Raw genomic sequence first — 24,622 nt, 5'->3', positions numbered from 1 at the left:
GCGCCGGGTTGCCGGATGATGCCGGCCCGTCAGAGCCCGGCCCGGTCGAGCCGCAGGATGGCCCGCGCCATGGCCTGGGCGCGGGGAACGAGCGTCGCCACTTCCAGGTATTCCTCCGGGCTGTGCGCCTTGCCGCCCACGGGACCGACCGCGCAGAGGGTCGGCGCGCCCATCGCGGCGGTGAAGCCGCTGTCGGCGCAGCCGCCGGAGAAATCGCCGGTGACGGAGAGGCCGCTTTCCGCGGCGGCCTCGACATAGGCCTCGAACAGCTTCGCGGCCGCGGCCGTCTGGGTCAGCGGCAGGAACTCGCCCCGGATCGTCAGCGCGGCGCGGGTGCCGGGGACGAAGGAACGGCCGACGATCTCGTGGATGCGGCCCATCACCTCCTCGCGGTCGGCGGGCTCCACGTAGCGCAGATCGATCTGCATCTGCGCGGAAGGGGCGACGGTGTTCACGCTCTGCCCGCCGCTGACGAGGCCCACGTTCAGCGTGATGCCGCGCGCGAGGTCCGTCAGGGCATGAATGGCCGTGACCTTGGCGGCCAGCTCGCCGATGGCGCTGATGCCTGCCTCGAAGTTCCCGCCGGAATGGGCGGCGCGGCCCTCGATCTCCACCACCATGAAGACGCCGCCCTTGCGGCCCGTCACGACGCCGCCGTTCGCGCGGCCTGGCTCGGAATTGAGGACGACGCGGGCGCGACGGGCCTCGGCCTCGATCACCGGGCGCCCCTCCGGGGAGCCGATCTCCTCGTCGCCGGTGAAGAGGCCGACGAGCGGACCCGGCGCGCCGCCCACGGCCTTGAAGGCCGCGAGGACGAACATATTCATCACCAGCCCGGCCTTCATATCGGCGACGCCGGGGCCGGTCGCGATGCCGTTCTCCACGCGGAAGGGGCGGCGCTCCGGCTCGCCCTTGGGGAACACGGTGTCGCGGTGGCCCATGAGCAGGATGTTCCGGCGGGCGTTGCCGCTGGCGCCGCCCTCCTCCCCGCCCTCGACCGTCGCACGCAGGCAGTCGCCGAAGCGCTCCCCGGGGATGGTCTCGACGGGGATGCCGTGCCCATCGAGGAAGCCGCGGACCTGGGCACCCACCGCGTCCACGCCCGCCTTGTCGTAGGAGCCGCCGTCGGTGTTCACCATGCGCTCAAGCAGAGCGAGCATCTCGCCCTGGCGGCCGGAAAGCCAATCGAGGACACGGGCTTCGGTGGTCTCGCTCATCGCGCGCTCCGGGGATCTTGGTCGAGGGCCGGGATGGACCGGGCGGGCCGTCCGCGCAACCCCGGGAGGTCAGGTGGCGGGCGTGGTATCGAAGCGCTCCGCGCTGCCGTCCTCCCCGAAGAAGCGGTTCGGCTCGAGGAAGACCGCGAGGATGAGCGCGCCGTTGCGGGAGCGCGCCACGTGGCGGCTACCAGCCGGGCGGGCGACGTATTGGCCCGCCATGACCTCCCCCTCCTCGTCCTCGATACTGCCTTCCAGCACGTAGCTCTGCTCGATCTGAACGTGTTCGTGGTCCGGCAGGACGGAGCCGGGATCCCAGCGGAACAGCGCAGTCAGCAGGCCGGTCGCCTGAACCTGAAGGAGGACCTTGATGGCGATGCCCGGGAACTTGGTCGGCGACCACTCCATGGCCGCGGGATCGACGAGAATGGATGCCAATCCGGTCGCGAGGTTCGTATCGGGCATCGCTCTCTCCTCAGGGTGGTCAGCCGACGGGATTCGCCTCAGGCATCGCCAGCGCCCGTTCCAGCGCGCGGGCGCCGCGCAGGCAGAGGTCGTCCCTGCCCTGCGCCGCCACGATTTGCACGGCGCGCGGCATCCCCTCCTCGTCCAGCCCGGCCGGCAGGGCGATGGCGGGCTGGCGCGTCAGGTTCTGCGCGAAGGTCCAGGGCGCCCAGTCCCGCCACAGCGCCTCGGTCGGCTTCAGCGTGGGCTGGTCGGCCGCGAAGGCGGCGGTCGGGGTGGCGGCCGTGAGGATGAGGTCGTATCGGAGATGGAAGAGGCCCATGGCGTGCGCCGCCTCCACCCGCAGCGCGTCGGCGGTCAGGAAGTCGATGGCGGGGAGGCCGCCCTCGCGTCGCGCCACCTCGTCCAGGCCATCGTCGAGGTCGCCGCGCTTACCGTCGGGCGTGCTGGCCACGAGCTTGGCCAGCGCCACGCCCCAGACGCGGCCGAAGATCTGGCGGGTGTCCGGCAGCTCGGGGTCCGCCTCCTCCACCAGCGCGCCCTCGGCGCGGAGGATGTCGGCGGCGCGGGCGAGCGCGGCTTCCCCATCCGCGTCCAGCGGCGGCTCGTAGCCCCAGCGGCGGACGAGGGCGATCCGCATGCCCCGCACGCCGTCCTCAATGCCGGCGCGCCACTCGCGGGGTTCGTCAGGCAGGCAGAGGGGGTCGCGGACATCGGCGCGGGCGATGGCGTTCAGCATCAGCGCGGCGTCGCGCACGCCCCGCGCCATCGGCCCCGCGCAGGCAACGGCGGAGAAGGCGCCGTGCGGCCATTGCGGCACGCGCCCGTAGCTCGGCTTCATGCCGACGATGCCGCAATAGGCGGCGGGGATGCGGATTGAGCCCCCCGCATCCGTGCCGATATGCAGCGGCCCGAAGGCTGCCGCCGCCGCGGCCCCGGCGCCGGAGGAGGAGCCGCCGGTGGTGCGCTTGAAGTCCCAGGGATTGCGGGTGATGCCGTGCAGCGGGCAGTCGCCGGGGGTCTTCCAGCCGAACTCGGTGGTGGTGGTCTTGCCAACGATGACGGCGCCGGATGCCTTCAGGCCTGTCACCGCCGGCGCGTCCTCGGTCTGCGGGCGGGGGTCGGTGGTGCGGCTGCCGCGGCGGGTGGGCAGGCCCACCATGTTCAGCAGGTCCTTCACCGTGCAGGGCACGCCGTCCAGCACGCCCATCGGGCGGCCGGCAGCCCAGCGCGCCTCGCTCTCCCCGGCCTGCCGCAGGGCCTGGGGGTTCATGGTGGCGAAGGCGTTGATGGCGGGGTTGTGCCGGGCCACCCGCTCCATCACCGCCTTCAGCGCCTCCACGGGGCTGAGGGCGCGGCGGGCGTAGAGGGCGAGCAGCGTTTCCGCGCTCATCAGCGCGGGATCGGTGGCGGTCATTCGTTACCCTGAGAAGATCCTGGTGGCAGGATGGACCCGCAGGGAGCGCGACGAAAGCGGGGGGCGTGGCGAAAGCCTGGCTCGGTCAGTGTCCCTGGCTCGCCATGCGGTCCCGCGTCGCGGCCACGAGGGAGCGGCCCATCTCCTCCAGCCCGGCGACGGCGGCGATGCGGGGGGCGGCGCGGGCGGCCTCCTCGTCCGACAGCAGCAGGGCAACGAGGCCCGTCGCGCGGCAGAGGCCGACCATGAGGCTGTCCCGCGCCTCCGGGATATCGCCCTCCAGCAGCACGGCGCGCAGCCTTGCCCGCGCGGCCTCGGAATGAGCGCGGTCGGCCTTCGGGTGCCGGATGTCGCGCAGGAAGAGAAGGCGCCGCGCCTCCACCCGCCGCAGGGCGCCCCGGGCGACGAGCCGGTTCAGCAGCGCGGTTCGGAGGGCGGCGGCCCCGCCCGCGAGCTCCGCCATCCATTGCCCGCTGTCCTGCGGCGTCGGGCGCGCGGCGATGCGGGCCAGCACGGGGTCCAGCAGGGCATCGCCCAGCGGGGCGGGATTGGCGACGAAGACGCGGTCGAGGTCGCTGTCCAGCCGCCCGGCGAGCGCCAGCTCCATCAGCACCGCGCCCGCGAGGGAGAGGTCCATCGCGGCCGCAGGCAGGTCCACCGGCCGCCCCGTCTCGTCGTCGAGGCAGAGGAGGAGGACTTCCTCGGGGATGCTGACCGCGGCGCTCATCGCGCGGGAGCATACCGCCCCCGGCCGGGGATCAGGAAACGGTGATCCCCGCCCCCCGGGCCACGGCCGTCCAGTCCGCGGCGAACTTCGCGATCATCGCCGTATAAGCCGCGCCCGTAAGCGGCGTCGTGGGGGTGTAGGAGGCGAGGTCGGCCATCTTCGCCACGATCTCCGGCTGGCCGACGGTGGTGAGGACGGCCGCCTGCACCGCCTCCGCAACGGCCGGCGGCAGTCCCTTGGGACCGGAGATGCCGATCCAGGTGGTGGCCGTCAGGGCGGGCAGGCCGAGTTCTGCGAAGGTCGGAACCTCCGGCACCGCCGCCACCCGCGCGGCGGAGGAGACGGCGAGCGCCGTCACGCTTCCGTCGCGGATCATCGCGACATTCGTGGTCAGCGGGTCGAAGACGCTCTCGATATGGCCGGCGAACAGGTCCTGCATCGCCGGCGCGCTGCCCCGGTAGGGCACGTGGTCGAGCTTCGGCGCCCGCGCCTCGCGCGCCAGCACCTCGCCCATGAGGTGGGTGATGGAGCCGATGCCGGAGGAGCCGTAGCGGGCACCGGGGCCCCGCGCCTTCTCGAGGAAGGTGGTGAGAGTCGGGGTAGGCGATCCCTTGTTGACCATCAGCACGTTCGCCGTGTCGCAGAGCATGGCGATATGAGTGAAATCATTCACCGGATCGTAAGGCAGGCTTGGGTAGATGCCGGGCGCGATGCCGTTCGGCGAGGCATGGCTGATGACCAGCGTTTGCCCGTCAGGCGCGGACTTGGCCGCGGCGTCGGCGCCGATCGTGCCACCGGCGCCGGGGCGGTTCTCCACCACGACCGTCCCGCCCAGCGCGGCGCCGATGCTGGGGGCGACGAGGCGGGCCACGACATCTGCCAGGCCGCCCGGCGGGAAGGTGGCGATGAGGCGGATCGGCTGGCGCGGGCGCCAAGCGGATTGCGCGAGTGCAGGAAGCGCAAGGCCAGAGGCCCCGGCGATGAGAAGAGAGCGGCGGCGTATCATGGCAAGTCCTGCATCCTGGGGCGCCGTCGGCCCCTTCGAATTACAGGCAAGCAACCCGCGTGCCGTTTCGGAGCCTTGCTACTCGATCTGGTTGGCCGTGAGGAACAGAGCCTGGGACAGGGCGTCGAAGAAGCGCTGGAAGGGAACAGGATCCGTCAGCGCATCGAGGTTGTGCTGTCCGGAGGCGCGCACGAGCACCCGCTGACCGGAGATGGGCCGCACCGTCACTGTCAGGCGCACGATGCCGTTCGCAAACTGAGTTCCGCTGATCGTTCCGAGAACGTCATCGGCCCGGTCCACGATGAAGCCGAGATCCTGGAAGGTGGCGATGATGCCGCGGAACACAGCGGATCGGTCTTGCGTGTCGAAGGTGCGGGTGGAGATCGCACGTTGTGCCACCTGGGTGTTCGCGGTGGCCAACACCTGTTGCCGGCTGTCCATCTGGCACCCGGGAAGCGCGATGCCGACCGAGAGCAGGAGGAATGGAAGGCTAGATCTCATGGGAGGTCAGGAAGCTCGATTGCGCGAGTTGATCAAAAAAACCCTGGTACAGCTCTGTGTCCTCGATCGTCTCCAACCTACTGACTTGTCCGTCGGTGTTTCGGACGACGCGCTGAAAGGTCGCGCGGGCGAGCATGCCGGAGCGATCGGGCGCGGCCCTCACCACCACCTGTGCGCGGATGGTCTGGTCACGGTCCATGACGACGCGGTGCTGTGTGCGGGCCGCGGCCGCGAGCAGGACAAGGAGCAACTGCCCGGCAACCTGCCCGGCCTCCGTCGCGTCGCGCATTTTGGTTCCGGTCACGAGGCCAGCCTGCGCACGGCTCTCCTCGATGACGAAGCCCAGATCCTGAAGCACGCCGACGGCGGCCTGCAGCAGCAGCGTATCATTTCGTGTATCGAAGCGGCGGGTCTGCATGACGCGCTGCGACACCACTGAGGATGCCGGCGTGAGCGCGTTGGCATGGATCTCCTCCCTGTTCTGACAGGCAGGAAGGAGGGCCAGGCATCCGAAGGCGCCCGACCGGATGAGGCTGCGCCGATGCACGACTGAGCTCAGAAGCTGCTCGAGCGATAGGAGAAATCCCGCACGCGCCCGACTCCATCGTAGCGGATGATGATGGTCAAGGTTCGCTGGGAACGGCGCGTGGCACCGGACGAGGCGACGGCTCCGAGCAGGAGCACGTTCGCGCCAGCCGCGCCTGAGGAATAGACGGTTTCGCTGGAGACCCGGTCGTATACCCAGTTCTCCCGCCGCTGCTCGTCGGTGGTCACCATGTTCGGTGCGCCGAGCACCGCCACCACTTCCGCGGTCGTCATGCCAACCCGGATCTCGCGCTGAACCGTACCGAGGGCGAGGCGGTCATTGCTGACTCCGCCGGCCCCGACTTGCGCGGCATGGTCGCCGGCCGTTGCGCAGCCAGCCAACAACCCGGCAGCCAAGAGGAGGGAAAACCTCATCGTCCTCACCGCCGCGCTTCCTGGCTCGCTGTACTGCCGGAACCCGGCAGATCGGAGATGACCTGGGGCCGAGCCGCCTCTGGGACCAGGGTTTCGGCCGAGGCAGCGAAAGCCTCGCGCCCCAGGGTGGCCGATAGGGGGGCGAAGAAATTTTCCTGATAGAATCGAGGATCGTCCACCTGGTTCTCCACCTGAGGCAGGAGGACGACCGCATTCGCCCGCACGGCCGCCTGGTTGTTGCTCACCGGGCGGACCACTGTAGTCAGGCGCAGGCGCTCCAGCTTCGTCGCGGTGATGCTGCCTGCCGCAGGCTCAGCCTTGTTGATCCGGTAGCCAAGGTCCTGCAAGGTGGCGACGACCCCGCGCGTGACCGTCGGCGCGTCGCCTTCTATGACGCGCGCCTGCATCGCGCGCATTTCGACTGCACTCTTGTCGCTGGCCTGAAAGCGCCTCTCCGGCTGCCCGGCACAGGCGCCGAGCAACAAGGGTGGGAGAAGGACGATATAGCGAAGGGTCATGTGCGTCCTCCCCGGATAGCCATTCCGTTTCGGAGCATGGTGAAGAACTCCTGGTGCATCTCGGGTTGCAGCAGCGGCTCGACGCGAACCTCGCCCCTGTTGTTGGCCACGAGGCGCTCGAAGGAGGCCCGCAGCACCGTCTGGCGGTTCTGTGGCACAGGCTGGGAGGTAAGGGTGACCCGGATCACCTGGTTCTGGTCCCAGGTGGGCGCGTAGGCCACGAGGAAGGCCGCCGCAACGACAGTTAGGGCGATCTGCGCCGCGACCTGCCCAGCCTCTACAGCGTCACGCGTCTTATAACCGGTCAGGACTCCCATCTGCGGCGCGCTCTCCGCAACTCCGAAGCCGAGGTCCTGAAGAACCTGCGTCGCCTCGGTCAGGAGAAGCATCTCGTCCGGCGTTTCGAAGCGCGCCGTCTGCACCTCGCGAAGCTGCACGGCCTCAGCCGGAGGTGCCCCGACCCGCATCGCAATCTCGTTGTGATTGACGCAGCCCGCGAGCAGTGCTGCGGCCACGACGGGCGCGATGATGCGCCTGCCCCCACGAAACCGTCCGAAAATCATCGCCACCCCTCTGCCGGCAATCGTTCCGGCAGAGGCAATGTAACGCATTCGGACGAACTGCCTATGGAGTCGCGCTGCGGACCAGATCAACCCTGCCCGGTGTGACTTTTGTGCCGATGAAGCAACATTCAGGTTCTATGGTCTCGCCGCCAACGCCGCCGACCACGGCGACATGACGTCGCTGATCCCGGTCGCCGCATTCCCCTTCCGCAGGATGAGATTCGGGCAGGCGAAGTTCACGGGCAGCACCGCGTGCTCCACCACCTCCAGCGGCCCATCCTCGGCCAGGACACCGAGCACCTCGGTCGGCAGGCGCCGGTCCGCGGTAACTCCGTCGGGCCCGGAAACGTCGATGCGCGGCATATGCGCGGCCCTCTCCGGCTCCATGCCGAAGTCGAGCGTGAAGGCGAGCATCTGCAGCACGCTCGCCAGGATGCGCCGCCCGCCGGAGGCGCCGGTCGCCAACACCGGGTTCGTCTCCTCGCCGGCGGGGCTGACGGTCACGGGGCTCATGTTGCAGAGCGGGCGCGCGCCCGGGCGGATGGCGTTGGCGCTGCCAGGCTGCGGGTCGAACCACATCATGCCGTTGTTCATCAGCACGCCCGTCCTCGGCAGCACCACGCGGCTGCCCATGGAGGAGAGGAGCGTGGTGGTGACCGAGACCATCATCCCCTCTCCGTCCGTCACCGTCAGGTGGGTGGTGCAGGTCTCCGCCGTCTCCTTCGCGGCGCCGAGGCCCGCGAGGCGCTCCGCATAGGCGCCACGCATGGCGCGCGCGAAGCCACGGAACCAGTCCGCCCGGGGCTCGTCGCCCACTGGCAGGTGGTTCATCTCCGCGACCACGGCTGCCATGGTCGGTGCGGCGGTCAGTCCGCCCGCGGTGTGGAGCGTGTGGGTGCCGCGCCAGTCGATCGGGGTCGAGGTGCGCACCGCGGCGCGGCAGCCCGCGAGATCGGCCGCATCGACCACCCCGCCAAGGGCAGCGATATCCGCCGCGAGATCCGCCGCAATTACCCCCTCGTAGAAGTCGCGCAGCCCACGGTCGCGCAGCCGCACCAGCGTCTCGGCGAGGCGGCCGAGCGGGAAGAAGCCGGGCTCCCCCTGGTAAGGAGGGTTGGGCGGCAGGCCGTCCGGCAGGTAGATGCGCGCGCTCTCCTCATAGAGCCGCAGCACGCGGGCGGATGAGGAGACCTTCAGCAGGGTGAACCAGTCCTGCGGCAGGCCGCGCTGCGCGAGGGCGATGGCCGGGCCGAGCAGGCGGTCGAGCCCCATCCCCGTGCCGAAGCGCTCCCGCAGCAGGTCGTAGCCGGCGACCGAGGAGGGAATGACGAAGGAGAGCGGGCCGTGGATGTTCACGTCCCCCACCACCTCCGGCCAGGCGAAGAGGTCCTGCTTCCACCTGCCCGTCAGCGGATAGGCCGAGGGATCGACGCGCGCCGAGGCCACCGGGCCGAAATCCACCACCTGCGGCGCCGAGCCAGGCCTGTGGACGATCGCGAAGCCGATGCCGCCGAGCCCGCTGTTCCAGGGCTCCACCGCCGCGAGTGCGAAGGCCGCGGCCACCGCCGCGTCCGCCGCGTTGCCGCCGGCCTCCAGCACCGCCACCCCCGCTTCCGCCGCCGCGCGGGACTGAGAGACGACCACGCCGCCGCTACCGGAGGCCGCGGGCTTGGTCAGCACCCAGTGCTGGCTTGTGTGCGGCGGCGGGAGGTAGGCGGAAAGGTCGGGCATCGGTCACCTGGGGCGTGTGTCGGGACGGAAGGGTCGCGCCCCCTTGCCGCGGCGGCAAGGCCCCGGCCCCACCCGGTTTGCAGGGCCGGGCGCGGGGCTTTATCTGGCAAGTGCAATCCACAGGAGGACGCCGCGTGTCCGAGACAGCCCAGGGTATGGAGGTCGCCCCCGCCCTCCGCCGCTTCATCGAGGAGGAGGCCCTTCCCGGCACCGGGGTGGAGGCCGGGGCCTTCTGGGCCGCGATGGAGGCCACGCTGCGGGGCCTGGACCGGAAGAACGCCGGCCTTCTCGGCGACCGGGACCGCCTGCAGGAGCGGCTGGACGAGTGGCACCGTGCCAATCCCTCCCGCCCCGTGGACGCGGAGGCCTACGAGGCCTTCCTGCGCGGCATCGGCTACCTCGTGGAGCCGCCGGCGCCCTTCGAGGTGACGACCGGGAACGTGGACGACGAGATCGCCCGCCTGGCCGGCCCGCAGCTCGTCGTGCCCGTCAACAACGCGCGCTACGCGCTGAATGCCGCGAACGCGCGCTGGGGCAGCCTCTACGACGCGCTCTACGGCACCGACGCCATCCCGCAGGAGGGCCCGAAGGCCCGCGGCTTCGACCAGAAGCGCGGCGCCGCCGTCATCGCCCGCGCCCGCGCCGTGCTGGACGACGCCGCACCGCTGGCCGAGGGCAGCCACGCCGATGCCGCCGCCTACCGCGTGGAGGCCGGCAAGCTCAGCATCCTGCTCAACAGCGGCAGCACCGCGGGGCTCCGCGATCCCGCCCAGTTCCGCGGCTACAACGGCACGGCCGACGAGCCGACCGCTATCCTGCTCGCCCGCAACGGCCTGCACCTGGAGATCGTGATCGACCGTAGCCACCCGATCGGCGCGACCGACAAGGCAGGCGTCGCGGACCTCGTGCTGGAGGCCGCCCTCTCAACCATCATGGACGCCGAGGATTCCGTCGCGGCCGTGGATGCCGAGGACAAGGTTGGCGTCTACCGCAACTGGCTTGGCCTCATGCGCGGCGACCTCTCCGCCAGCTTCGAGAAGGGCGGCGAGACGCTGGAGCGGCGCCTCAACCCCGACCGCACCTATAAGGCGCCAGATGGCGGCGAGCTGACGCTGCGCGGCCGCTCTCTCATGCTGATCCGCAATGTCGGCCATCACATGATGACCGATGCGGTGAAGCTCGACGGCCACGAGACGGCGGAGACGATCCTCGACGCCTATGTCACGTCACTGATCGCGCTGCACGACCTGCGCGGCAAGCGGATGAACAGCGCGGCTGGCAGCGTCTACATCGTGAAGCCGAAGATGCACGGGCCGGCCGAGGTGGCCTGGGCGGTGGCGCTGTTTGGCGAGGTGGAGGACGCGCTCGGCCTTCCCCGCAACACGCTGAAGATGGGGATCATGGACGAGGAGCGGCGCACGACGCTCAACCTCGCCAACTGCATCGAGATGGCGAAGGAGCGGGTGTTCTTCATCAACACCGGCTTCCTCGACCGCACGGGCGACGAGATCCACACCTCGATGGAGGCCGGCGCCGTCGTCCGGAAGAACGACATGCGCAAGGCACCGTGGATCGCGGCCTATGAGGACAACAACGTCGATGTCGGCCTCGCCTGCGGGCTGCGCGGGCACGCGCAGATCGGCAAGGGGATGTGGGCCGCGCCGGACGCCATGGCCTCCATGCTCGAGCAGAAGGTCGGGCATCCGCGGGCGGGCGCGAGCACGGCCTGGGTCCCCTCCCCCACCGCCGCCACGCTGCACGCGATGCACTACCACCAGGTGGACGTCGCGGCGCGGCAGGCGGAGCTGGCGGCGGGCGGGAAGCGCGCTAAGCTTTCCGACCTGCTGACCATCCCGCTGGCCGAAAACACGAACTGGGCGCCCGACGAGATCCAGTCGGAGCTGGACAACAACGCCCAGGGCATCCTCGGCTATGTCGTGCGCTGGATCGACCAGGGCGTCGGCTGCTCCAAGGTGCCGGACATCCACGATGTCGGGCTGATGGAGGACCGCGCGACGCTTCGCATCTCCGCCCAGCACATCGCCAATTGGCTGCGCCACGAGATCGTGGACCGCGCCCAGGTGGAGGAGACGATGCGGCGGATGGCGAAGGTGGTGGACGGCCAGAACGCGGGTGACCCCGCTTATCGGCCGATGGCGCCGGACTACAACGGCGTGGCCTTCAAGGCGGCCTGTGACCTCGTCTTCGAGGGCGCGACGCAGCCGAACGGCTACACCGAGTTCATCCTGACCCGCCGCCGCCGCGAGGCGAAGGCGGGCTGAAGCGTCAGGCCTTGAGGGAGGCTCGCTCCCTCAAGGCCGCGACCTCGGCGCGCAGCGCCGCGATCTGCTCCATCACGGGATCCACCTGGCCCGGCGCGATGCCGTAGCCCGCCGTGGGATCGGTGCAGGGCTGCCCCGGCGGGCGCGCGGGAATGCCGACCACCGTCACGCCGTCCGGCACGGGGTCCACGCAGACGGCGTTGGCGCCCACGCGCGCGCCGCGGCCGATGACGATCGGGCCCAGCACCTGCGCGCCGGCGCCGATCACCACGTTGTCCAGCAGCGTCGGGTGGCGCTTGCCCGGCCGGGTGGTCAGGCCGCCGAGCGTGACGCCGTGGTAGATGAGCACGTCGTCGCCGATCTCGGCGGTCTCGCCGATCACCACGCCCATGCCGTGGTCGATGAAGAGCCGCCGGCCGATCCTCGCGCCCGGATGGATCTCGATGCCCGTCAGGAAGCGCCCGAGATGCGAGGCGCAGCGCGCCGGCGCACGGAACCCCGCGCGCCAGAGGCGGTGCGCCAGTCGATGCCAGATCACCGCGTGCAGCCCCGCGTAGCAGAGGAAGGACTCCGCCACGGTCGGCCGCGCCGGGTCTCGCGCGCGGATGCTGCGCGCGATCTCGACCGCTTCCCGGATCATGCCAGCCAGGGCGGCACGGGAAGACCGCGTTCCCGGAGGAACTCCGGGTTGAACAACTTCGACTGGTAGCGCGCGCCGCTGTCGCAGAGGATGGTCACGATGGTGTGCCCCGGCCCCATCTGCCGCGCCAGTGCGATCGCCGCCGCGACGTTCAGCCCCGCCGAGCCGCCGACGCTCAGCCCCTCCTCCGAGAGAAGGCGGAAGCACTGCTCCAGCGCCTCAGGATCGGAGATGCGCAGTGCGTCGTCGATCGGCGCGCCCTCGAGGTTGCCCGGAACCTTGCTGCCCTGCCCGATGCCCTCGGTGACCGAGTTTCCCTCGGCCGAGACGGTGCCGGTCTTGACCCAGGAGAACAGGCCCGAGCCATGCGGGTCCGCGAGCACGATCCGCACATCGGGCTTGCGCGCCTTCAGCGCCCGGGACGTGCCGGCCAGCGTGCCGCCGGTGCCGCAGGCGCAGGTGAAGGCGTCGATCCGGCCGCCGGTCTGCTCCCAGATCTCCGGCCCGGTCGTCGCCTCGTGGGCTGCGGCATTCGCCTTGTTGTCGAACTGGTTCGCCCAGACCGCACCCATCTCCTCGGCCAGGCGGCGGGAGGTGTTCACGTAGTGGCCGGGATCGCTCAGCGGCTTCGGCGGCACCAGCCGCACATCGGCGCCGATCATGCGCAGGAAGTCGATCTTCTCCCGGCTCTGCGTCTCCGGCACGACGATGACGGACTTCCAGCCGCGCGCACTGGCCGCCAACGCGACGCCGATGCCGGTGTTCCCCGCCGTGCCCTCCACGATCGTGCCAGGCTGGAAAGGGGTGAGGAGGCCGCGATCAACGGCCTCCTGCAGGATACCCAGGGCAGCGCGGTCCTTCACGCTGCCGCCGGGGTTCATGAACTCCGCCTTGCCGAGGATCTCGCACCCCGTCTCCTCGGAAGCGCGGCGCAGGCGGATGAGGGGCGTGTTGCCCACGGCCCCCCAGAAATCGGGTGCGACGCCGGTCATGCCCGACCCTGGCCCGCTCTCAGGTCCACTCCAGGTGATCGACCCACCGCAGATAGGGCTTCTCCGCCTTGAAGCCCTGCGGGAAGTGCTTCTTCGCCTCCTCGTCCGAAAGGCTGGCGGCGACGATGGTGCGGTCACCGGGCTTCCAGTTCACGGGCGTGGCGACCTTGTGCTTATCGGTGAGCTGCAGGCTGTCCACCACGCGCAGCACCTCGTCGAAGTTGCGGCCGGCGCTCGGCGGATAGATCAGCATGAGGCGGATCTTCTTGTTCGGGTCGATGACAAACACTGTCCGCACCGTCACCGCCGCGTCGGCCTCGGGATGGATCATGCCGTAGAGGTTCGCGACATGCTTGTCGGGGTCCGAGATCATCGGGAAGTTGACCGCGGTGCCCTGGGTCTCCTCGATGTCCGCGTTCCAGCCCTCGTGGCGCTCCAGCGTGTCCACCGAGAGGCCGATGATCTTCACGCCACGGCGATCGAACTCCGGCTTCAGCTTGGCGGCATACCCGAGCTCGGTCGTGCAGACCGGCGTGAAGTCCTTCGGATGGCTGAAGATCACGCCCCACGAATTGCCGAGCCATTCGTGGAAGCGGATGCGCCCCTGGGTGGTGTCCGCCTCGAAGTCCGGGGCGATCTGCCCGAGCTGAAGTGTCATGCGACTTCCTCCTCCTTCTCCGGTCGAATTTCACGACGCTAACACGCGCCTTCGGCCTATTCCACCCACGCAACTCGTGCAGCAGCCGTCATGCAAGGCCATGTCGGCAGTCGGCACGTTCGTTCCAAGGGCGGGGGCCCCGTGTCGCGATGCGCTGGCCGGGGAACGTTCCGCCGCCTAGCCATAGCGGGCGATGCCGAGGTCCGAGACGTCGATCTCCGGCGCGCGACCCGAAACGATATCCGCCAGCACCCGCCCCGACCCGCAGGCCATCGTCCAGCCGAGCGTGCCGTGCCCGGTATTCGTGAAGAGGTTCGCCAACGGCGTTCCGCCGATGACCGGCGTGCCGTCGGGCGTCATGGGGCGCAGACCGGTCCAGAACTGAGCGGCGGCGATGTCACCTCCCTCCGGGAAGAGATCCCGCACGGAATGCTCCAGCGTCTCCCGCCGGGGCACGCGGAGGCTTTTGCTGAAGCCCGCGATCTCCGCCGTGCCGCCCACCCGGATACGGGTGCCGAGGCGCGTGATGGCGATCTTGTAGGTCTCGTCCATCACCGTGGAGACGGGCGCGGCCGCCTCCTCCGTCACGGGCAGGGTCAGGGAGTAGCCCTTGATCGGATAGACCGGCAGGCGGAGCCCCAGCGGCCGCAGCAGGGCGGGGGTGTGGCTGCCCAGCGCGGCCACATAGGCGTCGGCGCTGAAGTCGCCGTGGTCGGTCTCCACCGCCGTCACGCGGCCCCCCTCGGCGCGGATGCCCGCGACGCTGACGCCGAGGTGGAAGGTGACGCCCGCTCCCCGCGCCAGCTCCGCCAGCCGCTGGGTAAAGAGGAAGGCGTCCCCCGTCTCGTCCTGGGGCAGGCGGAGGCCACCGACGAAACGGTCCCGCACGCGGGCCAGGGCGGGCTCCGACGCGATGCAGCCCTCGGGGTCCAGCAGCTCCCAGGGCACGCCGTACTCGTCCAGCACGGCGGTGTCCCCGCCGACATGGTCGAGTTGCGCCTGGGTGCGGAAGAGCTGCACGGTGCCCTGCGCGCGATGGTCGAACTCGATGCCCGTGGCTGCCCGCAGCTCCGCCAGCGCGAGGCGGCTGTACTCGGCCACGCGCACCATCCGCCCCTTGTTGCGATGGTAGGCGCGCTCCGTGCAGTTCGCGGCCATGCGGGCGAGCCAGGTGAGCATCTCCGGGTCTGGGCGCGGCCAGAAGACAAAGGGGCGGTGGTGCATCAGCAGCCACTTCACCGCCTTCATCGGCACGCCCGGCCCCGCCCACGGCGAGGAATAGCCGTAGGAGAGCTGGCCGGCATTGGCGAAGCTCGTCTCGCGTCCTGCGCCCTCCTGGCGGTCGATCACCACCACCTCGTGCCCCGCCTGCGCCAGGTACCAGGCGCTGGTGACGCCGATCACGCCGCTGCCGAGGACGAGGACCTTCATGCCAACCTCCGGGGCGAAATGCCCGGCGCGGAGCTTGGGGCTTTTGCCGGGGAAGGCAACCGCGGGCGGCCCACCAGCGCCCGCCGCGCCTCACGCTACCGGGGAGCGGCGGTGCGCCTTCCAGAAGCGCAGGGCGACCCCAGCCAGGGCGCGCCAGGGACGGGGAGCGGCGGGACGGTTCCCAGGCATTGCCGGCAGCCCGTCGGCCGGGCTGCCCCGGCGGCGAAGTGCGCCCGGTAGCCGTGGTCCCTCAACGCCGTGCAGGAGGACGCGCGAGCCATCGGGTGACCAGGACTTCGCGCCGCGGCGGTAGAGCCGCACCGCATCGCCGCTTCCCGCTTCGACTCGCAGCCGATGGTAGTCGGCGGCCGCGGGCGCTCCGACGATCCCGCGGATGGCTGTCAGGAGACGGGCGTCGGGCCCCTCCTCCGGCTCCAGCTCAAGGACCCATTCGCCGAGGGCGGCGTCGAGGCCGGCGCGCTTGCGATGCCCCTCCTCCGTCCAGGCGCCCTCCACAACCACCGCGCCGAGACGACTCGCGGTTCGGACCGTGCCGTCGGTGGAACGGTCGGCAACGAGGATCACCTCGTCAGCGAAGGGCAGTGCGGAGAGGAGGGAATCGATCCGGCCAGCCTCGTTGCCGACGCAGAGAAGCACCGAGAGGCGAGGAAGACCGGCCGCTTCGGGCGCGATGCGGGGCTCGAGGGTGGATCCATCCGCGGGAGCCATGAGGGAGGTCTCCTCGCCGCGTCCGATCGCGGCTTCGGGAGAGGTCTACATGGCCAAGCTTACACCGTTCTTTCACCCATTACGGATGCGCGGTGCGGGAAGTCGGCAGGTGGCAAAGCCGAATGGTAGCGGGAACCGGACTTGAACCGGTGACCCCGGCATTATGAGTGCCGTGCTCTAACCAGCTGAGCTACCCCGCCAGAGCGTGCCACCTGCCGGGGTCGCGGAACTATGCCGCCGGCGCCGAACTGTCAACCGGATCCGGTGCCGTTGCGCGCCGGGACGCGCGGATGAAGCCGCCGCCGAGCACGCGATCCCCGTCATAGAGGACGCAACCCTGGCCGGGCGCGGAGATGACGGGGTGCTCGGGCCGCACGACGAGGATGCCGCCCTCCGTGTTCCACGCGGCCGTGACGGGCTGCGGCACCTCCCTTGCGCGGAACTTCGCCGTGGCGGCGAAGGGCGTGGTGGGCGGGTCGATGAGCCAGTTCACCTCGCCGACGGGCACCTCGGGCACAGGGATGGCGGCGGCGGGCGCGACGACCACACGGCCGCGGGCGGCATCGAGGGCGGCGACCCGGAGGCCAGCGGCGCCGGGGAGGCCGAGGCCACGCGCCTGACCCACGGTGTAGCGGGCGAGACCCGCGTGTCGGCCGAGCACGCGCCCTGCCTCGTCCACGATCTCCCCGCTCTCCGCCGCCTCCGGACGCAGCTTGGCGACGAGGTCGTGGTAGCGGCCCTCGGGGACGAAGCAGATGTCCTGGCTGTCCGGCTTCTCCGCGACGGCAAGGCCGAGCCGCACGGCTTCGCGCCGCACCGCCGCCTTGTCCGGCATGTCGCCGAGCGGGAAACGGGCGAAGGCGAGCTGGTCGCGCGTGGTGGCGAAGAGGAAGTAGGACTGGTCGCGGGCGGGATCGGCCGCGCGGTGCAGCTCCGGCCCCGCCGGTCCCTCGACGCGGCGGGCGTAGTGGCCGGTCGCCAGCGCCTCGCAGCCGAGGTCGCGCGCCAGGGCCACGAGGTCCTGGAACTTCACCGTCTGGTTGCAGCGGACGCAGGGGATGGGCGTCTCGCCGCGCGCGTAGCTGCTGGCGAAGTCCTCGATCACCGCATTCCGGAACCGGCTCTCGCGGTCGAGGACGTAGTGGGGGATGCCCAGGCGGTCCGCCACGTCGCGCGCGTCGTGGATGTCCTGACCCGCGCAGCAGGCGCCCTTCTTCTGGACCGCCGCGCCGTGGTCGTAGAGCTGGAGCGTGGCGCCGATGACCTCGTGCCCCGCCTCCGCCAGCAGGCCGGCGACGACGCTGCTGTCCACGCCGCCGGACATGGCGACGAGGATCCTCATGCTGCGTTCAGCCCCATCTGCCAGAAATCAGCCTCCAGGCGCGACGCCTCGGCAAAGACCCGCGTCAGCGAAGCGATCCGCGCCGCCCCGCCATGGGTCTCGCCCAGCGCGTCCAGCCGCTCGGCCGCGCCGCGCGCCACCGCCTGGTAATCGGGGCTGGCGTACTGGACGATCCAGTTCTCGTAGGGGTTCCCTTCCCGCCGGCGGCCGGGATGGGCCTCGATGCGCTGGGCCACCTCGCCATAGCCCACCGTGCAGGGGGCCAGCGCCACCTCAAGGTCGAGGATGTCGCCCCGGAAGCCCTGGTCCATCACCCATCGGGTGTAGCCGACCGTCTCCGGCGCCTCCGGCTCGGCCAGCACCGCCGCCTCGTCGAGGCCCCATTCACGGCAATAGACGAGGTGCAGCTTCGTCTCGTCGAGGATGGCCTGCACCACGGCGCCCTTGGCCCGCATCGCCTCCAGGCTCTCGCCCTTCACGATCGCCAGAGCCTGGGCGCGGGCGAACTGCACGAGGAAGAGGTAGTCCTGCACGAGGTAGCGCCGGAAGGCGGCCAGGGGCAGCGTGCCCTCGGCCAGGCCCTGCACGAAGGGGTGCCAGCAATAGGCATCCCATTCCCGGGCAGCGCCCGAGCGCAGGGCGCGGAACAGCCCGCCCTCGCGGCCGTAGGGCGCGGAATGCGTCATCCCGCGTTGCGGCTGCCGGCGGGCAGCTTCACCACCAGCCCGTCCAGCTTCTGCGTCATGATGAGCTGGCAGCCCAGCCGGCTCGTCTCCTGCAGGTCGAAGGCGAGGTCGAGCATGTCCTCCTCGTCCTCGGTCGGGCTCTCCAGCTTGTTGAACCAGCCGGCATCGACGATGACGTGGCAGGTGGAGCAGGCGAGGCTGCCCTCGCAGGCGCCCTCGATGTCCACGTTGTGCTTGTGCGCGATCTCGAGAACCGAGAGACCGAGCGGGGCCTCCACCTCGCGGCGCGTTCCGTCCCGCTCGACGAAGGTCATCTTGGGCATCGCTCTCTCCTAACCGGTGCGGCGGCCCGGGGCGCTATTCCGCCGCCGCCCGCTGCCGCACCCCGTTCCAGGCCCGCGACAGCTCGGCTGCCGCCCGGTCCACCTCGGCGGGCGAGGTAAAGCGGCCGATGCCGATCCGCAAGGTCGCCCGTGCCTCCGCCTCCGGCAGGCCGAGGGCGCGGAGCACGTAGGACGGCTCGATACTGGCCGAGGAGCAGGCGCTACCGGTGGAGACACAGACGCCGGGTGCCGCCGCCATCACCGCCTGGGCATCCACCCCGCCGGGCAGGGTGAGGCTGAGGTTTCCGGCGACGCGGCTCGTGCGGGAGCCGTTCACGCGCAGGCCCGGGATGCCCGCCTCCATCGCGGCAAGGAAGCGGTCCCGCTGGCCGGCGATGCGGCCCTCGTCGAGCGCCATCTCCAGGCGCGCGATCCGCGCCGCCTCCCCGAAGCCGACGACGAGGGGTGCCGGCAGGGTGCCGGAACGCAGCCCCCGCTCCTGCCCGCCGCCCGAGAACAGTGGCGCGAGGCGCACCCGCGGCCGCCGGCGGACATAGAGGGCGCCGATACCCTTGGGTCCGTAGATCTTGTGGGCCGAGAGGGAGAGGAGGTCGATTCCCATTCCGGCCACATCGAGCGGGATGCGCGCCGCAGCCTGGGCGGCGTCCGTGTGAAAGAGCGCGCCCGCCGCATGGGCGATTTCGGCCAGGGCGGCGATGTCCTGAACGACGCCCGTCTCATTGTTCACGGCCATGACGCTGACGAGCAGCGTCGGGACCGAGAGGGCCTGCCATAGGGCTTCCGGGTCCAGCAGCCCGTCGGGGCGCACCGGCAGCAGCACTGGCTCGAAGCCCTCGGCCGCGAGGTCGCGGACGCTCTCGAGAACGCATTTGTGCTCGGTCGCCACCGTGACGATCCGGCGCCGCTCCGTCCCCTGGGAGGCGGCGAAGCGGGCCGCGCCCTTGATGGCAAGGTTGTTCGACTCCGTCGCGCCGGAGGTGAGGACGACCTCCCGCGGCTCCGCGCCAAGGAGGGCCGCGATGTGGGCACGGGCCTCCTCGACCGCGGCCTCGGCCTCGCGGCCGAGCGCGTGCTCGATGCTCGCCGGATTGGCGAAATTCGCCTCCCACCAGGGGCGCATCGCCGCGATCACGCGCGGATCGGCCGGCGTGGTCGCGTGGTTATCGAGATAGGCGGGGCGGTTCGCGGCTTCCCTCATGACGCCAAGATGGGCGATCGGGCGGGCGGGGACGAGGCCCGGCGGGCGCGGATCAGCCCACCGCCGGGAGCGCCCCATTCGGCACTCTCCCCCGAAGCCGCTCCAGCACGGCTCGGCAGGCGGCGGCGAAGCGCGCCGGGGCGTCGTCGGGCGCGTTCCATGGAAGGGAGACGCGGATGGCCTGCCCTGCCTCCTCCCCCAGCCCCATGGCCGCGAGCACCGGGCTGCGCGAGACCTTGCCCGAGGAACAGGCGGCGCCGGCCGAGACCCGGACGCCTTCGAGGTCGAGGGCGATGACGGCGGTTTCCGCGGGGATGCCGGGGAGGACGAGGCATGTCGTGTTCGGCAGGCGCGGCGCCCCCTCCCCCGCGACCGGCAGGCCGAGCGCCGCCTCGATCCCGTCGCGCAGCGCGGCCAGCCGGAGGGCGGCCGTCGGCTCGGCCACCATGGCCGCGGCGCCCAGCCCGGCGATGGCGGGCAGCGCCTCCGTGCCGCCGCGCCGCCCCCGCTCCTGTCCGCCGCCGGCGATGAGCGGCTGGAGTTCGAGCCCCGGGCGGAGGAGCAGCGCTCCCGCCCCCTTGGGGCCGCCGAGCTTGTGGCCGGAAATGGCCATGCTCTCTGCCCCGCTCCCGGAGAAGGCGAGCGGGATTCGGCCCGCCGCCTGAACGGCGTCCAGGTGCATCAGGGCGCCGTGGCGGCGGCAGAGGGCGGCTGCCTCCGCGACCGGGTGGATCACCCCTGTCTCGTTGTTCGCCACCATGAGGCAGACGAGCGCCGGCCCGCCCTCCCCCAGCGCCCGGTCGAGCGCGGCGAGGTCGAGCGTGCCGTCGGCCAGCACGGGGAGAACCCCGGCGCCCTCCGCCGCGCGGAGCACGGCCGGGTGCTCGGTCGCGCCGGCCAGGACGCGCCGGCCTCGGCGGAGCGAGGCGATGGCGAGCGCGTTCGCCTCCGTACCGCCGGAGGTGAGGACCACATCTCGCGCGGCGCCCCCGAAGCGGGCGGCAACGCGGGCGCGCGCCTCCTCCAGCACCCGCCGCGCGGCGCGGCCCTCGGCGTGGACGGAGGAAGGATTGCCCAGCAACTCCATCGCCACCAGGGCCGCCTCGCGCGCCTCGGGGCGCAGCGGCTCCGTCGCGTTGGCGTCGAGGTAGAGGGGCATCAATCCTCCCCGGGGGACGCCGCCCCGCCGGGCACCGGCACGGCGCGGCCCATGGTCCGGCCGTCCACCACGTCCTGCAACGAGATGGCGGAGAGGAAGAGGCGGACCTGCTCCCCCAGTTCGCGCCAGAGGTCCCGCTGATCCGGTGGCATGTCCGGCATGTCCGCCGCTTCGGGCCCGCCGGCGATGGTGTCGTCCACCGCCTCCACGATCTCGGCGATGGTGATAGCCACGGCCGGGCGGCCCAGCCGGTAGCCACCACCCGGGCCCCGGGCCGAGCGCACCAGCCCCGCCCGCCGGAGTCGCCCGAAGAGCTGCTCGAGATAGGCGACCGAGAGCATCTGCGCCTGCGCGATCTCGGCAAGCGTCATCGGCGCCTCCTTGGCCCCACCCGGGCCGCGCCGCGCCATCTCGGTCAGTGCCATCACGGCGTAGCGACCACGGGTGGAGAGCCGCATCTCAGCCCCGCCGCCCCGCCGTTGCGGCGGGGGCAGGACCGGTGCGGGCGGCAGCCATGCGCACTGATTCATGAGGCCATGCCATGTTTTGGTTATGAATCCCGTCGGGCGATGCCTATATTGCGCCTGTGCCGCGTACCGGAAGGCCGCGCGGAACACATGGCACCCCCGGAATCCGGTTCGGAAGCGCCCCCGTCGCCCCTGGCCACCCCTCCGGACGGGGTCGGCCCAGCCGGACGGAACGTTCCGTTGCCGATTCCATCCAGAGGACCGGGCTCGTCCGGCTGCTCCTTCCGGGGCGCGGGCCGAACCCTCTCCGCCCGGGAGCCGCCGCGGGGCGGACTGGGGTGCCGGTGATGAAGAAACTGGTGGGGCGGTCCCTTCCAAGGGGCCGGCCCACCCCAGATGAACGCCCCGCGAGGGGCGGAAGGTGATGATGCCCGAGGTCATGTTCGCTGGTCCTGACGGCCGGCTCGAGGGTCGCTACCACCACGCCAAGCAGCCCAATGCGCCCACCGCCCTTATCCTGCACCCCCACCCGCTGCATGGCGGGACGATGAACAACCGGGTCGTGCATGCCCTGTACGAGCGCTTCTGCGGCATGGGCTTCTCGACTCTGCGCTTCAATTTCCGCGGCGTCGGCAAGAGCCAGGGCCGCTATGACGGCGGCATTGGCGAGATTTCGGACGGCACGGCCGCGCTCGACTTCCTTCAGGCGGTGAACCCTGCGGCCTCGATGCTCTGGGTGGCCGGCTACTCCTTCGGCGCCTATGTCGGCATGCAGGTGCTGATGCGGCGCCCTGAGATGGGTGGCTTCGTCTCCATCGCGGCGCCGGCCAGCCACTACGACTTCGGCTTCCTGGCCCCCTGCCCCTGCTCCGGCCTCATCCTGCACGGCGAGGCGGACGAGCTGGTGCCGGAGCCCTCGGTGCGGAAGCTGGTGGACAAGCTGAACACCCAAAAGGGCATCAAGATCGACTACCGGGTGATGGAGGGCGCGACTCACGTCTTCACGCCCGAGCAGACGGTGCGGGTGGCCGACGCGACCCAGGACCATGTGATGACCGTGCTCAACCGGGCGCGGATGTCGATGGCGGCCGACTGAGCACCCGTATTCCTGGCCCATGATGGAGGGGGCGGCGCATCCCGGTGCGCCGCCCCCTTCGCGTTTCATGCCAGGGCCGGAACCCGCCGGCCGCCGGTCATCGGGTAAGGCGCGCCGGTCGTGCCCGGGAAGGTCAGCGGCAGGTTCCGGGCAACGCGGGCGGCCAGGACGCCGAAAGCCTGGGCCTCCAGCGCGTCGCCGTCCCAGCCCGCGACTTCCACTGGCCGGACGGGCGCCTCCAGCACGCCGGCGAGGGCGCGCATGAGGGCCGGGTTTCGCCGGCCGCCTCCGGCGACGAGCCATTGCAGCGGCGGCTCGGGGAAATGCCGGGCCGCGGCGCCGACGCAGACCGCGCAGAAGGCCGCGAGGGTGGCGGCGCCGTCCGCCGGGGAGAGTTCCCCTGCCCCCGAATCGCGGAGCGCCCCGTCGAAATCCAGCCTGTCGAGCGACTTGGGCGGCGGCGCGGCGAGGTAGGGATGAGCCATCAGCCGCCCCAGCACGGCCCCGTCCGGCAGGCCGGCGCCGGCCAGAAGCCCGTCGCGGTCGTAGTCCTGGCCGAGGGAGCGGCGCGCCCAGTCGTCCATCGGGCCGTTGGCCGGGCCTGTGTCGAAGGCGATCAGCTCGCCGTCCAGCCCGATCCAGGTGACGTTGGCGACACCCCCGAGGTTGAGGATGGCGACGGGCTTGGGAAGCGCCTCCGCCAGCACCCTGTGGAAGACGGGCACGAGCGGGGCCCCCTGCCCGCCGGCCGCGACATCGGCCGAGCGGAAGTCGTGCACCACCTCGATGCCGGTGCGGCGGGCGAGGAGGTCGGGGTTGCCGATCTGCCAGGTATGCCCGCGCTCGCCGGGCGCGGTCGCCGGCCGGTGGAGGATGGTCTGTCCGTGGAACCCGATGAGGTCGGCACCGGTGCCGAGGGCGAGGACGGCCTCGGCGTGCCGTTCGGTCAGCCGCTCCGCGCAGTCCAGCAGCGCGGGATGGCCGGCCAGCCGCCCCTCGGCGTGGAGGGCGGGAGCGGCGTCGAGCAGGGCGCGCAGATCCCGGCGCAGGGCGGGCGGGTAAGGGATGGTGAGGCTGCGGCCGAAGCGGCCGATTCTCTCGCCGTCCGTCTCGACATAGGCGGCGTCCACCCCGTCCAGCGAGGTTCCGCTCATCAACCCGATGGTTCGCAGCATAGCCGTGTTTCGCAGCATCTGGGCAGTGTGCTAGGCGCGGGGCGCTTTGCAAGGTCCGATTGACGCCGCGATGTCCGATACCCCGACCCAGGCCACCAACGAGTTCCTCCGGCTCGCGCGCGAGCGCGGCTATATCCACCAGGTGACGGACGAGGCCGGGCTGGTCGCCCGCATGGCCGAGGGGGTGCTGCCCGGCTATATCGGCTTCGACTGCACGGCGGACAGCCTGCATGTCGGCAGCCTCATGCAGATCATGCTGTTGCGGCTCCTCCAGCGCACGGGCAACAAGCCGGTGGTGCTGATGGGCGGCGGCACGAGCAAGGTGGGCGACCCCTCCTTCCGCGACGAGGCGCGGCCGCTGCTGACGGACGAGCAGATCGAGACCAACAAGGCCGGCATCCGCCGTGCCTTCGAACCCTTCCTGCAATTCGGCAGCGGCCCGACCGACGCCATCATGCTCGACAATGCCGCCTGGCTGGACGAGCTGCGCTACATCCCCTTCCTGCGCGAGGTCGGACGGCACTTCAGCGTCAACCGCATGCTCTCGATGGACAGCGTGCGGCTTCGCCTGGAACGCGAGCAGGCCTTCAGCTTCCTCGAGTTCAACTACATGCTCCTCCAGGGTTACGACTTCCTGGAGCTGTACCGCCGGCACGGCATCGCGCTGCAGATGGGCGGCTCGGATCAGTGGGGCAACATCATCATGGGCGCCGACCTCGTGCGCCGCATGGAGAGTGCCAGCGCCTTCGGGCTGACGACACCGCTGCTGACCACCGCTTCCGGCGCGAAGATGGGCAAGACGGCCTCGGGCGCCGTTTGGCTGAACGCGGACAAGCTCTCGCCTTACGACTACTGGCAGTTCTGGCGGAACACCGAGGACGCGGATGTCGGTCGCTTCCTGCTGCTTTTCACCGAATTGCCGGCGGAGGAGTGCGCGCGCCTTGCGGTGCTTCAGGGCGCGGAGGTGAACGAGGCGAAGAAGGTGCTGGCCACCGAGGCGACGGCGCTGCTGCACGGGCGCGCCGCGGCCGAGGAAGCGGCTGGCACCGCGCGCGCGACCTTTGAGCAGGGGGTGGCGGCGGAGACGCTTCCCTCCATCACCGCGCAGCTTCCGGCGGGGCTGCTTGACCTCGCGGTCGCGGCCGGTCTCGCGGCCAGCAAGGGCGAGGCACGGCGGCTGGTCGGCCAGTCGGGCCTGCGGCTGAACGACGAGGTGGTGTCGGACATCGCGCGGGAGGTGACGGCGGACGACCTGCGCGACGGCGCGGCGAAGCTCTCCGCCGGCCGCAAGCGCCACGTGCTCGTGCGGGCGGGCTAG

Annotated in this window: 26 protein-coding genes and 1 tRNA gene; 3 read left to right on the top strand and 24 right to left on the bottom strand. The window is 71.2% G+C overall.

The window, feature by feature from the left end:
* Positions 1-29 precede the first annotated feature (29 nt).
* The 11 genes from BO39_RS12280 to BO39_RS12230 all read right to left on the bottom strand — a co-directional run bounded on the left by BO39_RS12280 (position 30) and on the right by BO39_RS12230 (position 9,105).
* Positions 30-1,217, bottom strand: coding sequence for a M20 family metallopeptidase (locus BO39_RS12280; protein WP_043833572.1), 1,188 nt, complete (start codon positions 1,215-1,217; stop codon positions 30-32).
* A gap of 69 nt (positions 1,218-1,286) precedes the next feature.
* Positions 1,287-1,682, bottom strand: a complete 396-nt coding sequence (locus tag BO39_RS12275) for a cupin domain-containing protein (RefSeq protein WP_043833570.1) — start codon at positions 1,680-1,682, stop codon at positions 1,287-1,289.
* A gap of 19 nt (positions 1,683-1,701) precedes the next feature.
* A complete protein-coding gene (locus BO39_RS12270; protein WP_052402004.1) occupies positions 1,702-3,099 on the bottom strand; it encodes an amidase in 1,398 nt (465 codons plus the stop codon).
* An 85-nt stretch (positions 3,100-3,184) separates the two neighbouring features.
* Entirely contained in the window at positions 3,185-3,826 is a 642-nt protein-coding gene (locus BO39_RS12265; RefSeq protein WP_052402003.1) for a GOLPH3/VPS74 family protein, read from the bottom strand.
* Between the two features lie 31 nt (positions 3,827-3,857).
* Positions 3,858-4,832, bottom strand: coding sequence for a Bug family tripartite tricarboxylate transporter substrate binding protein (locus tag BO39_RS12260; RefSeq protein WP_043833567.1), 975 nt, complete (start codon positions 4,830-4,832; stop codon positions 3,858-3,860).
* 78 nt (positions 4,833-4,910) lie between these two features.
* Positions 4,911-5,333 carry a hypothetical protein gene (locus BO39_RS12255; RefSeq protein ID WP_043833565.1) on the bottom strand — a complete coding sequence of 141 codons (423 nt, stop codon included), beginning with the start codon at positions 5,331-5,333 and terminating at the stop codon, positions 4,911-4,913.
* Positions 5,323-5,751, bottom strand: coding sequence for a hypothetical protein (locus tag BO39_RS12250; RefSeq protein ID WP_156963665.1), 429 nt, complete (start codon positions 5,749-5,751; stop codon positions 5,323-5,325). Before BO39_RS12250 ends, BO39_RS12255 begins: the two co-directional genes overlap by 11 nt.
* Positions 5,752-5,888: 137 nt before the next feature.
* Complete coding sequence (locus tag BO39_RS12245) at positions 5,889-6,293, bottom strand: hypothetical protein (RefSeq protein ID WP_043833563.1); 405 nt, start codon at positions 6,291-6,293, stop codon at positions 5,889-5,891.
* A gap of 5 nt (positions 6,294-6,298) precedes the next feature.
* Positions 6,299-6,811, bottom strand: a complete 513-nt coding sequence (locus tag BO39_RS12240; RefSeq protein WP_052402001.1) for a hypothetical protein — start codon at positions 6,809-6,811, stop codon at positions 6,299-6,301.
* Positions 6,808-7,374: a hypothetical protein gene (locus BO39_RS12235; RefSeq protein ID WP_052402000.1), complete on the bottom strand. Its 567-nt coding sequence runs from the start codon at positions 7,372-7,374 to the stop codon at positions 6,808-6,810. The genes BO39_RS12240 and BO39_RS12235 overlap by 4 nt, the downstream gene beginning before the upstream one ends.
* Before the next feature lie 135 nt (positions 7,375-7,509).
* Positions 7,510-9,105: a gamma-glutamyltransferase gene (locus BO39_RS12230; RefSeq protein WP_052401999.1), complete on the bottom strand. Its 1,596-nt coding sequence runs from the start codon at positions 9,103-9,105 to the stop codon at positions 7,510-7,512.
* Between the two features lie 155 nt (positions 9,106-9,260).
* Here BO39_RS12230 and BO39_RS12225 point away from each other — a divergent pair, with 155 nt between their 5' ends.
* A complete protein-coding gene (locus tag BO39_RS12225) occupies positions 9,261-11,387 on the top strand; it encodes a malate synthase G (protein WP_211257444.1) in 2,127 nt (708 codons plus the stop codon).
* 4 nt (positions 11,388-11,391) lie between these two features.
* On the opposite strand, the gene cysE is transcribed toward BO39_RS12225, so the two are convergent.
* The 12 genes from cysE to BO39_RS12165 all read right to left on the bottom strand — a co-directional run bounded on the left by cysE (position 11,392) and on the right by BO39_RS12165 (position 21,024).
* On the bottom strand, positions 11,392-12,027 hold the full coding sequence (cysE, locus tag BO39_RS12220; RefSeq protein WP_043833559.1) for a serine O-acetyltransferase: 636 nt from the start codon (positions 12,025-12,027) through the stop codon (positions 11,392-11,394).
* Positions 12,024-13,019 (bottom strand): cysteine synthase A, encoded by a 996-nt coding sequence (locus tag BO39_RS12215; protein ID WP_043833556.1) that lies wholly within the window; start codon positions 13,017-13,019, stop codon positions 12,024-12,026. The genes cysE and BO39_RS12215 overlap by 4 nt, the downstream gene beginning before the upstream one ends.
* A 19-nt stretch (positions 13,020-13,038) precedes the next feature.
* Positions 13,039-13,677: a peroxiredoxin gene (locus BO39_RS12210; protein ID WP_043833554.1), complete on the bottom strand. Its 639-nt coding sequence runs from the start codon at positions 13,675-13,677 to the stop codon at positions 13,039-13,041.
* Positions 13,678-13,854: 177 nt separating this feature from the next.
* Positions 13,855-15,108 carry a D-amino acid dehydrogenase gene (locus BO39_RS12205; protein WP_043833552.1) on the bottom strand — a complete coding sequence of 418 codons (1,254 nt, stop codon included), beginning with the start codon at positions 15,106-15,108 and terminating at the stop codon, positions 13,855-13,857.
* Between the two features lie 90 nt (positions 15,109-15,198).
* Complete coding sequence (locus BO39_RS29875; protein WP_052401998.1) at positions 15,199-15,837, bottom strand: glycosyltransferase family protein; 639 nt, start codon at positions 15,835-15,837, stop codon at positions 15,199-15,201.
* A 123-nt stretch (positions 15,838-15,960) separates the two neighbouring features.
* A tRNA-Met gene (locus BO39_RS12195) sits at positions 15,961-16,037 on the bottom strand.
* Positions 16,038-16,066: 29 nt separating this feature from the next.
* Entirely contained in the window at positions 16,067-17,179 is a 1,113-nt protein-coding gene (mnmA, locus tag BO39_RS12190) for a tRNA 2-thiouridine(34) synthase MnmA (RefSeq protein WP_043833549.1), read from the bottom strand.
* Positions 17,176-17,865 (bottom strand): thiaminase II, encoded by a 690-nt coding sequence (tenA, locus tag BO39_RS12185; RefSeq protein WP_043833547.1) that lies wholly within the window; start codon positions 17,863-17,865, stop codon positions 17,176-17,178. Before tenA ends, mnmA begins: the two co-directional genes overlap by 4 nt.
* A complete protein-coding gene (locus tag BO39_RS12180; protein WP_043833544.1) occupies positions 17,862-18,188 on the bottom strand; it encodes a ferredoxin family 2Fe-2S iron-sulfur cluster binding protein in 327 nt (108 codons plus the stop codon). The genes tenA and BO39_RS12180 overlap by 4 nt, the downstream gene beginning before the upstream one ends.
* Before the next feature lie 34 nt (positions 18,189-18,222).
* A complete protein-coding gene (locus BO39_RS12175; protein ID WP_043833841.1) occupies positions 18,223-19,407 on the bottom strand; it encodes a cysteine desulfurase family protein in 1,185 nt (394 codons plus the stop codon).
* Positions 19,408-19,459: 52 nt separating this feature from the next.
* Positions 19,460-20,566: a cysteine desulfurase family protein gene (locus tag BO39_RS12170; protein WP_052401997.1), complete on the bottom strand. Its 1,107-nt coding sequence runs from the start codon at positions 20,564-20,566 to the stop codon at positions 19,460-19,462.
* A complete protein-coding gene (locus tag BO39_RS12165) occupies positions 20,566-21,024 on the bottom strand; it encodes an Rrf2 family transcriptional regulator (protein ID WP_043833541.1) in 459 nt (152 codons plus the stop codon). The genes BO39_RS12170 and BO39_RS12165 overlap by 1 nt, the downstream gene beginning before the upstream one ends.
* 436 nt (positions 21,025-21,460) lie before the next feature.
* On the opposite strand from BO39_RS12165, the gene BO39_RS12160 reads away from it, so the two are divergent.
* Positions 21,461-22,129, top strand: a complete 669-nt coding sequence (locus tag BO39_RS12160) for an alpha/beta hydrolase (protein ID WP_043833836.1) — start codon at positions 21,461-21,463, stop codon at positions 22,127-22,129.
* Between the two features lie 65 nt (positions 22,130-22,194).
* Here the strand turns inward: BO39_RS12160 and BO39_RS12155 are convergent, their stop codons facing one another.
* Positions 22,195-23,301, bottom strand: a complete 1,107-nt coding sequence (locus BO39_RS12155; protein WP_156963672.1) for an anhydro-N-acetylmuramic acid kinase — start codon at positions 23,299-23,301, stop codon at positions 22,195-22,197.
* Between the two features lie 73 nt (positions 23,302-23,374).
* On the opposite strand from BO39_RS12155, the gene tyrS reads away from it, so the two are divergent.
* A complete protein-coding gene (gene tyrS / locus BO39_RS12150) occupies positions 23,375-24,622 on the top strand; it encodes a tyrosine--tRNA ligase (RefSeq protein ID WP_043833536.1) in 1,248 nt (415 codons plus the stop codon).

Origin of the sequence: Roseomonas aerilata DSM 19363, assembly GCF_000711725.1 — a bacterium.
Classification (GTDB): domain Bacteria; phylum Pseudomonadota; class Alphaproteobacteria; order Acetobacterales; family Acetobacteraceae; genus Roseomonas; species Roseomonas aerilata.
The sequence above is the reverse complement of the archived record's forward strand: the minus strand, read 5'-3'. Positions and strand labels throughout refer to the sequence as shown.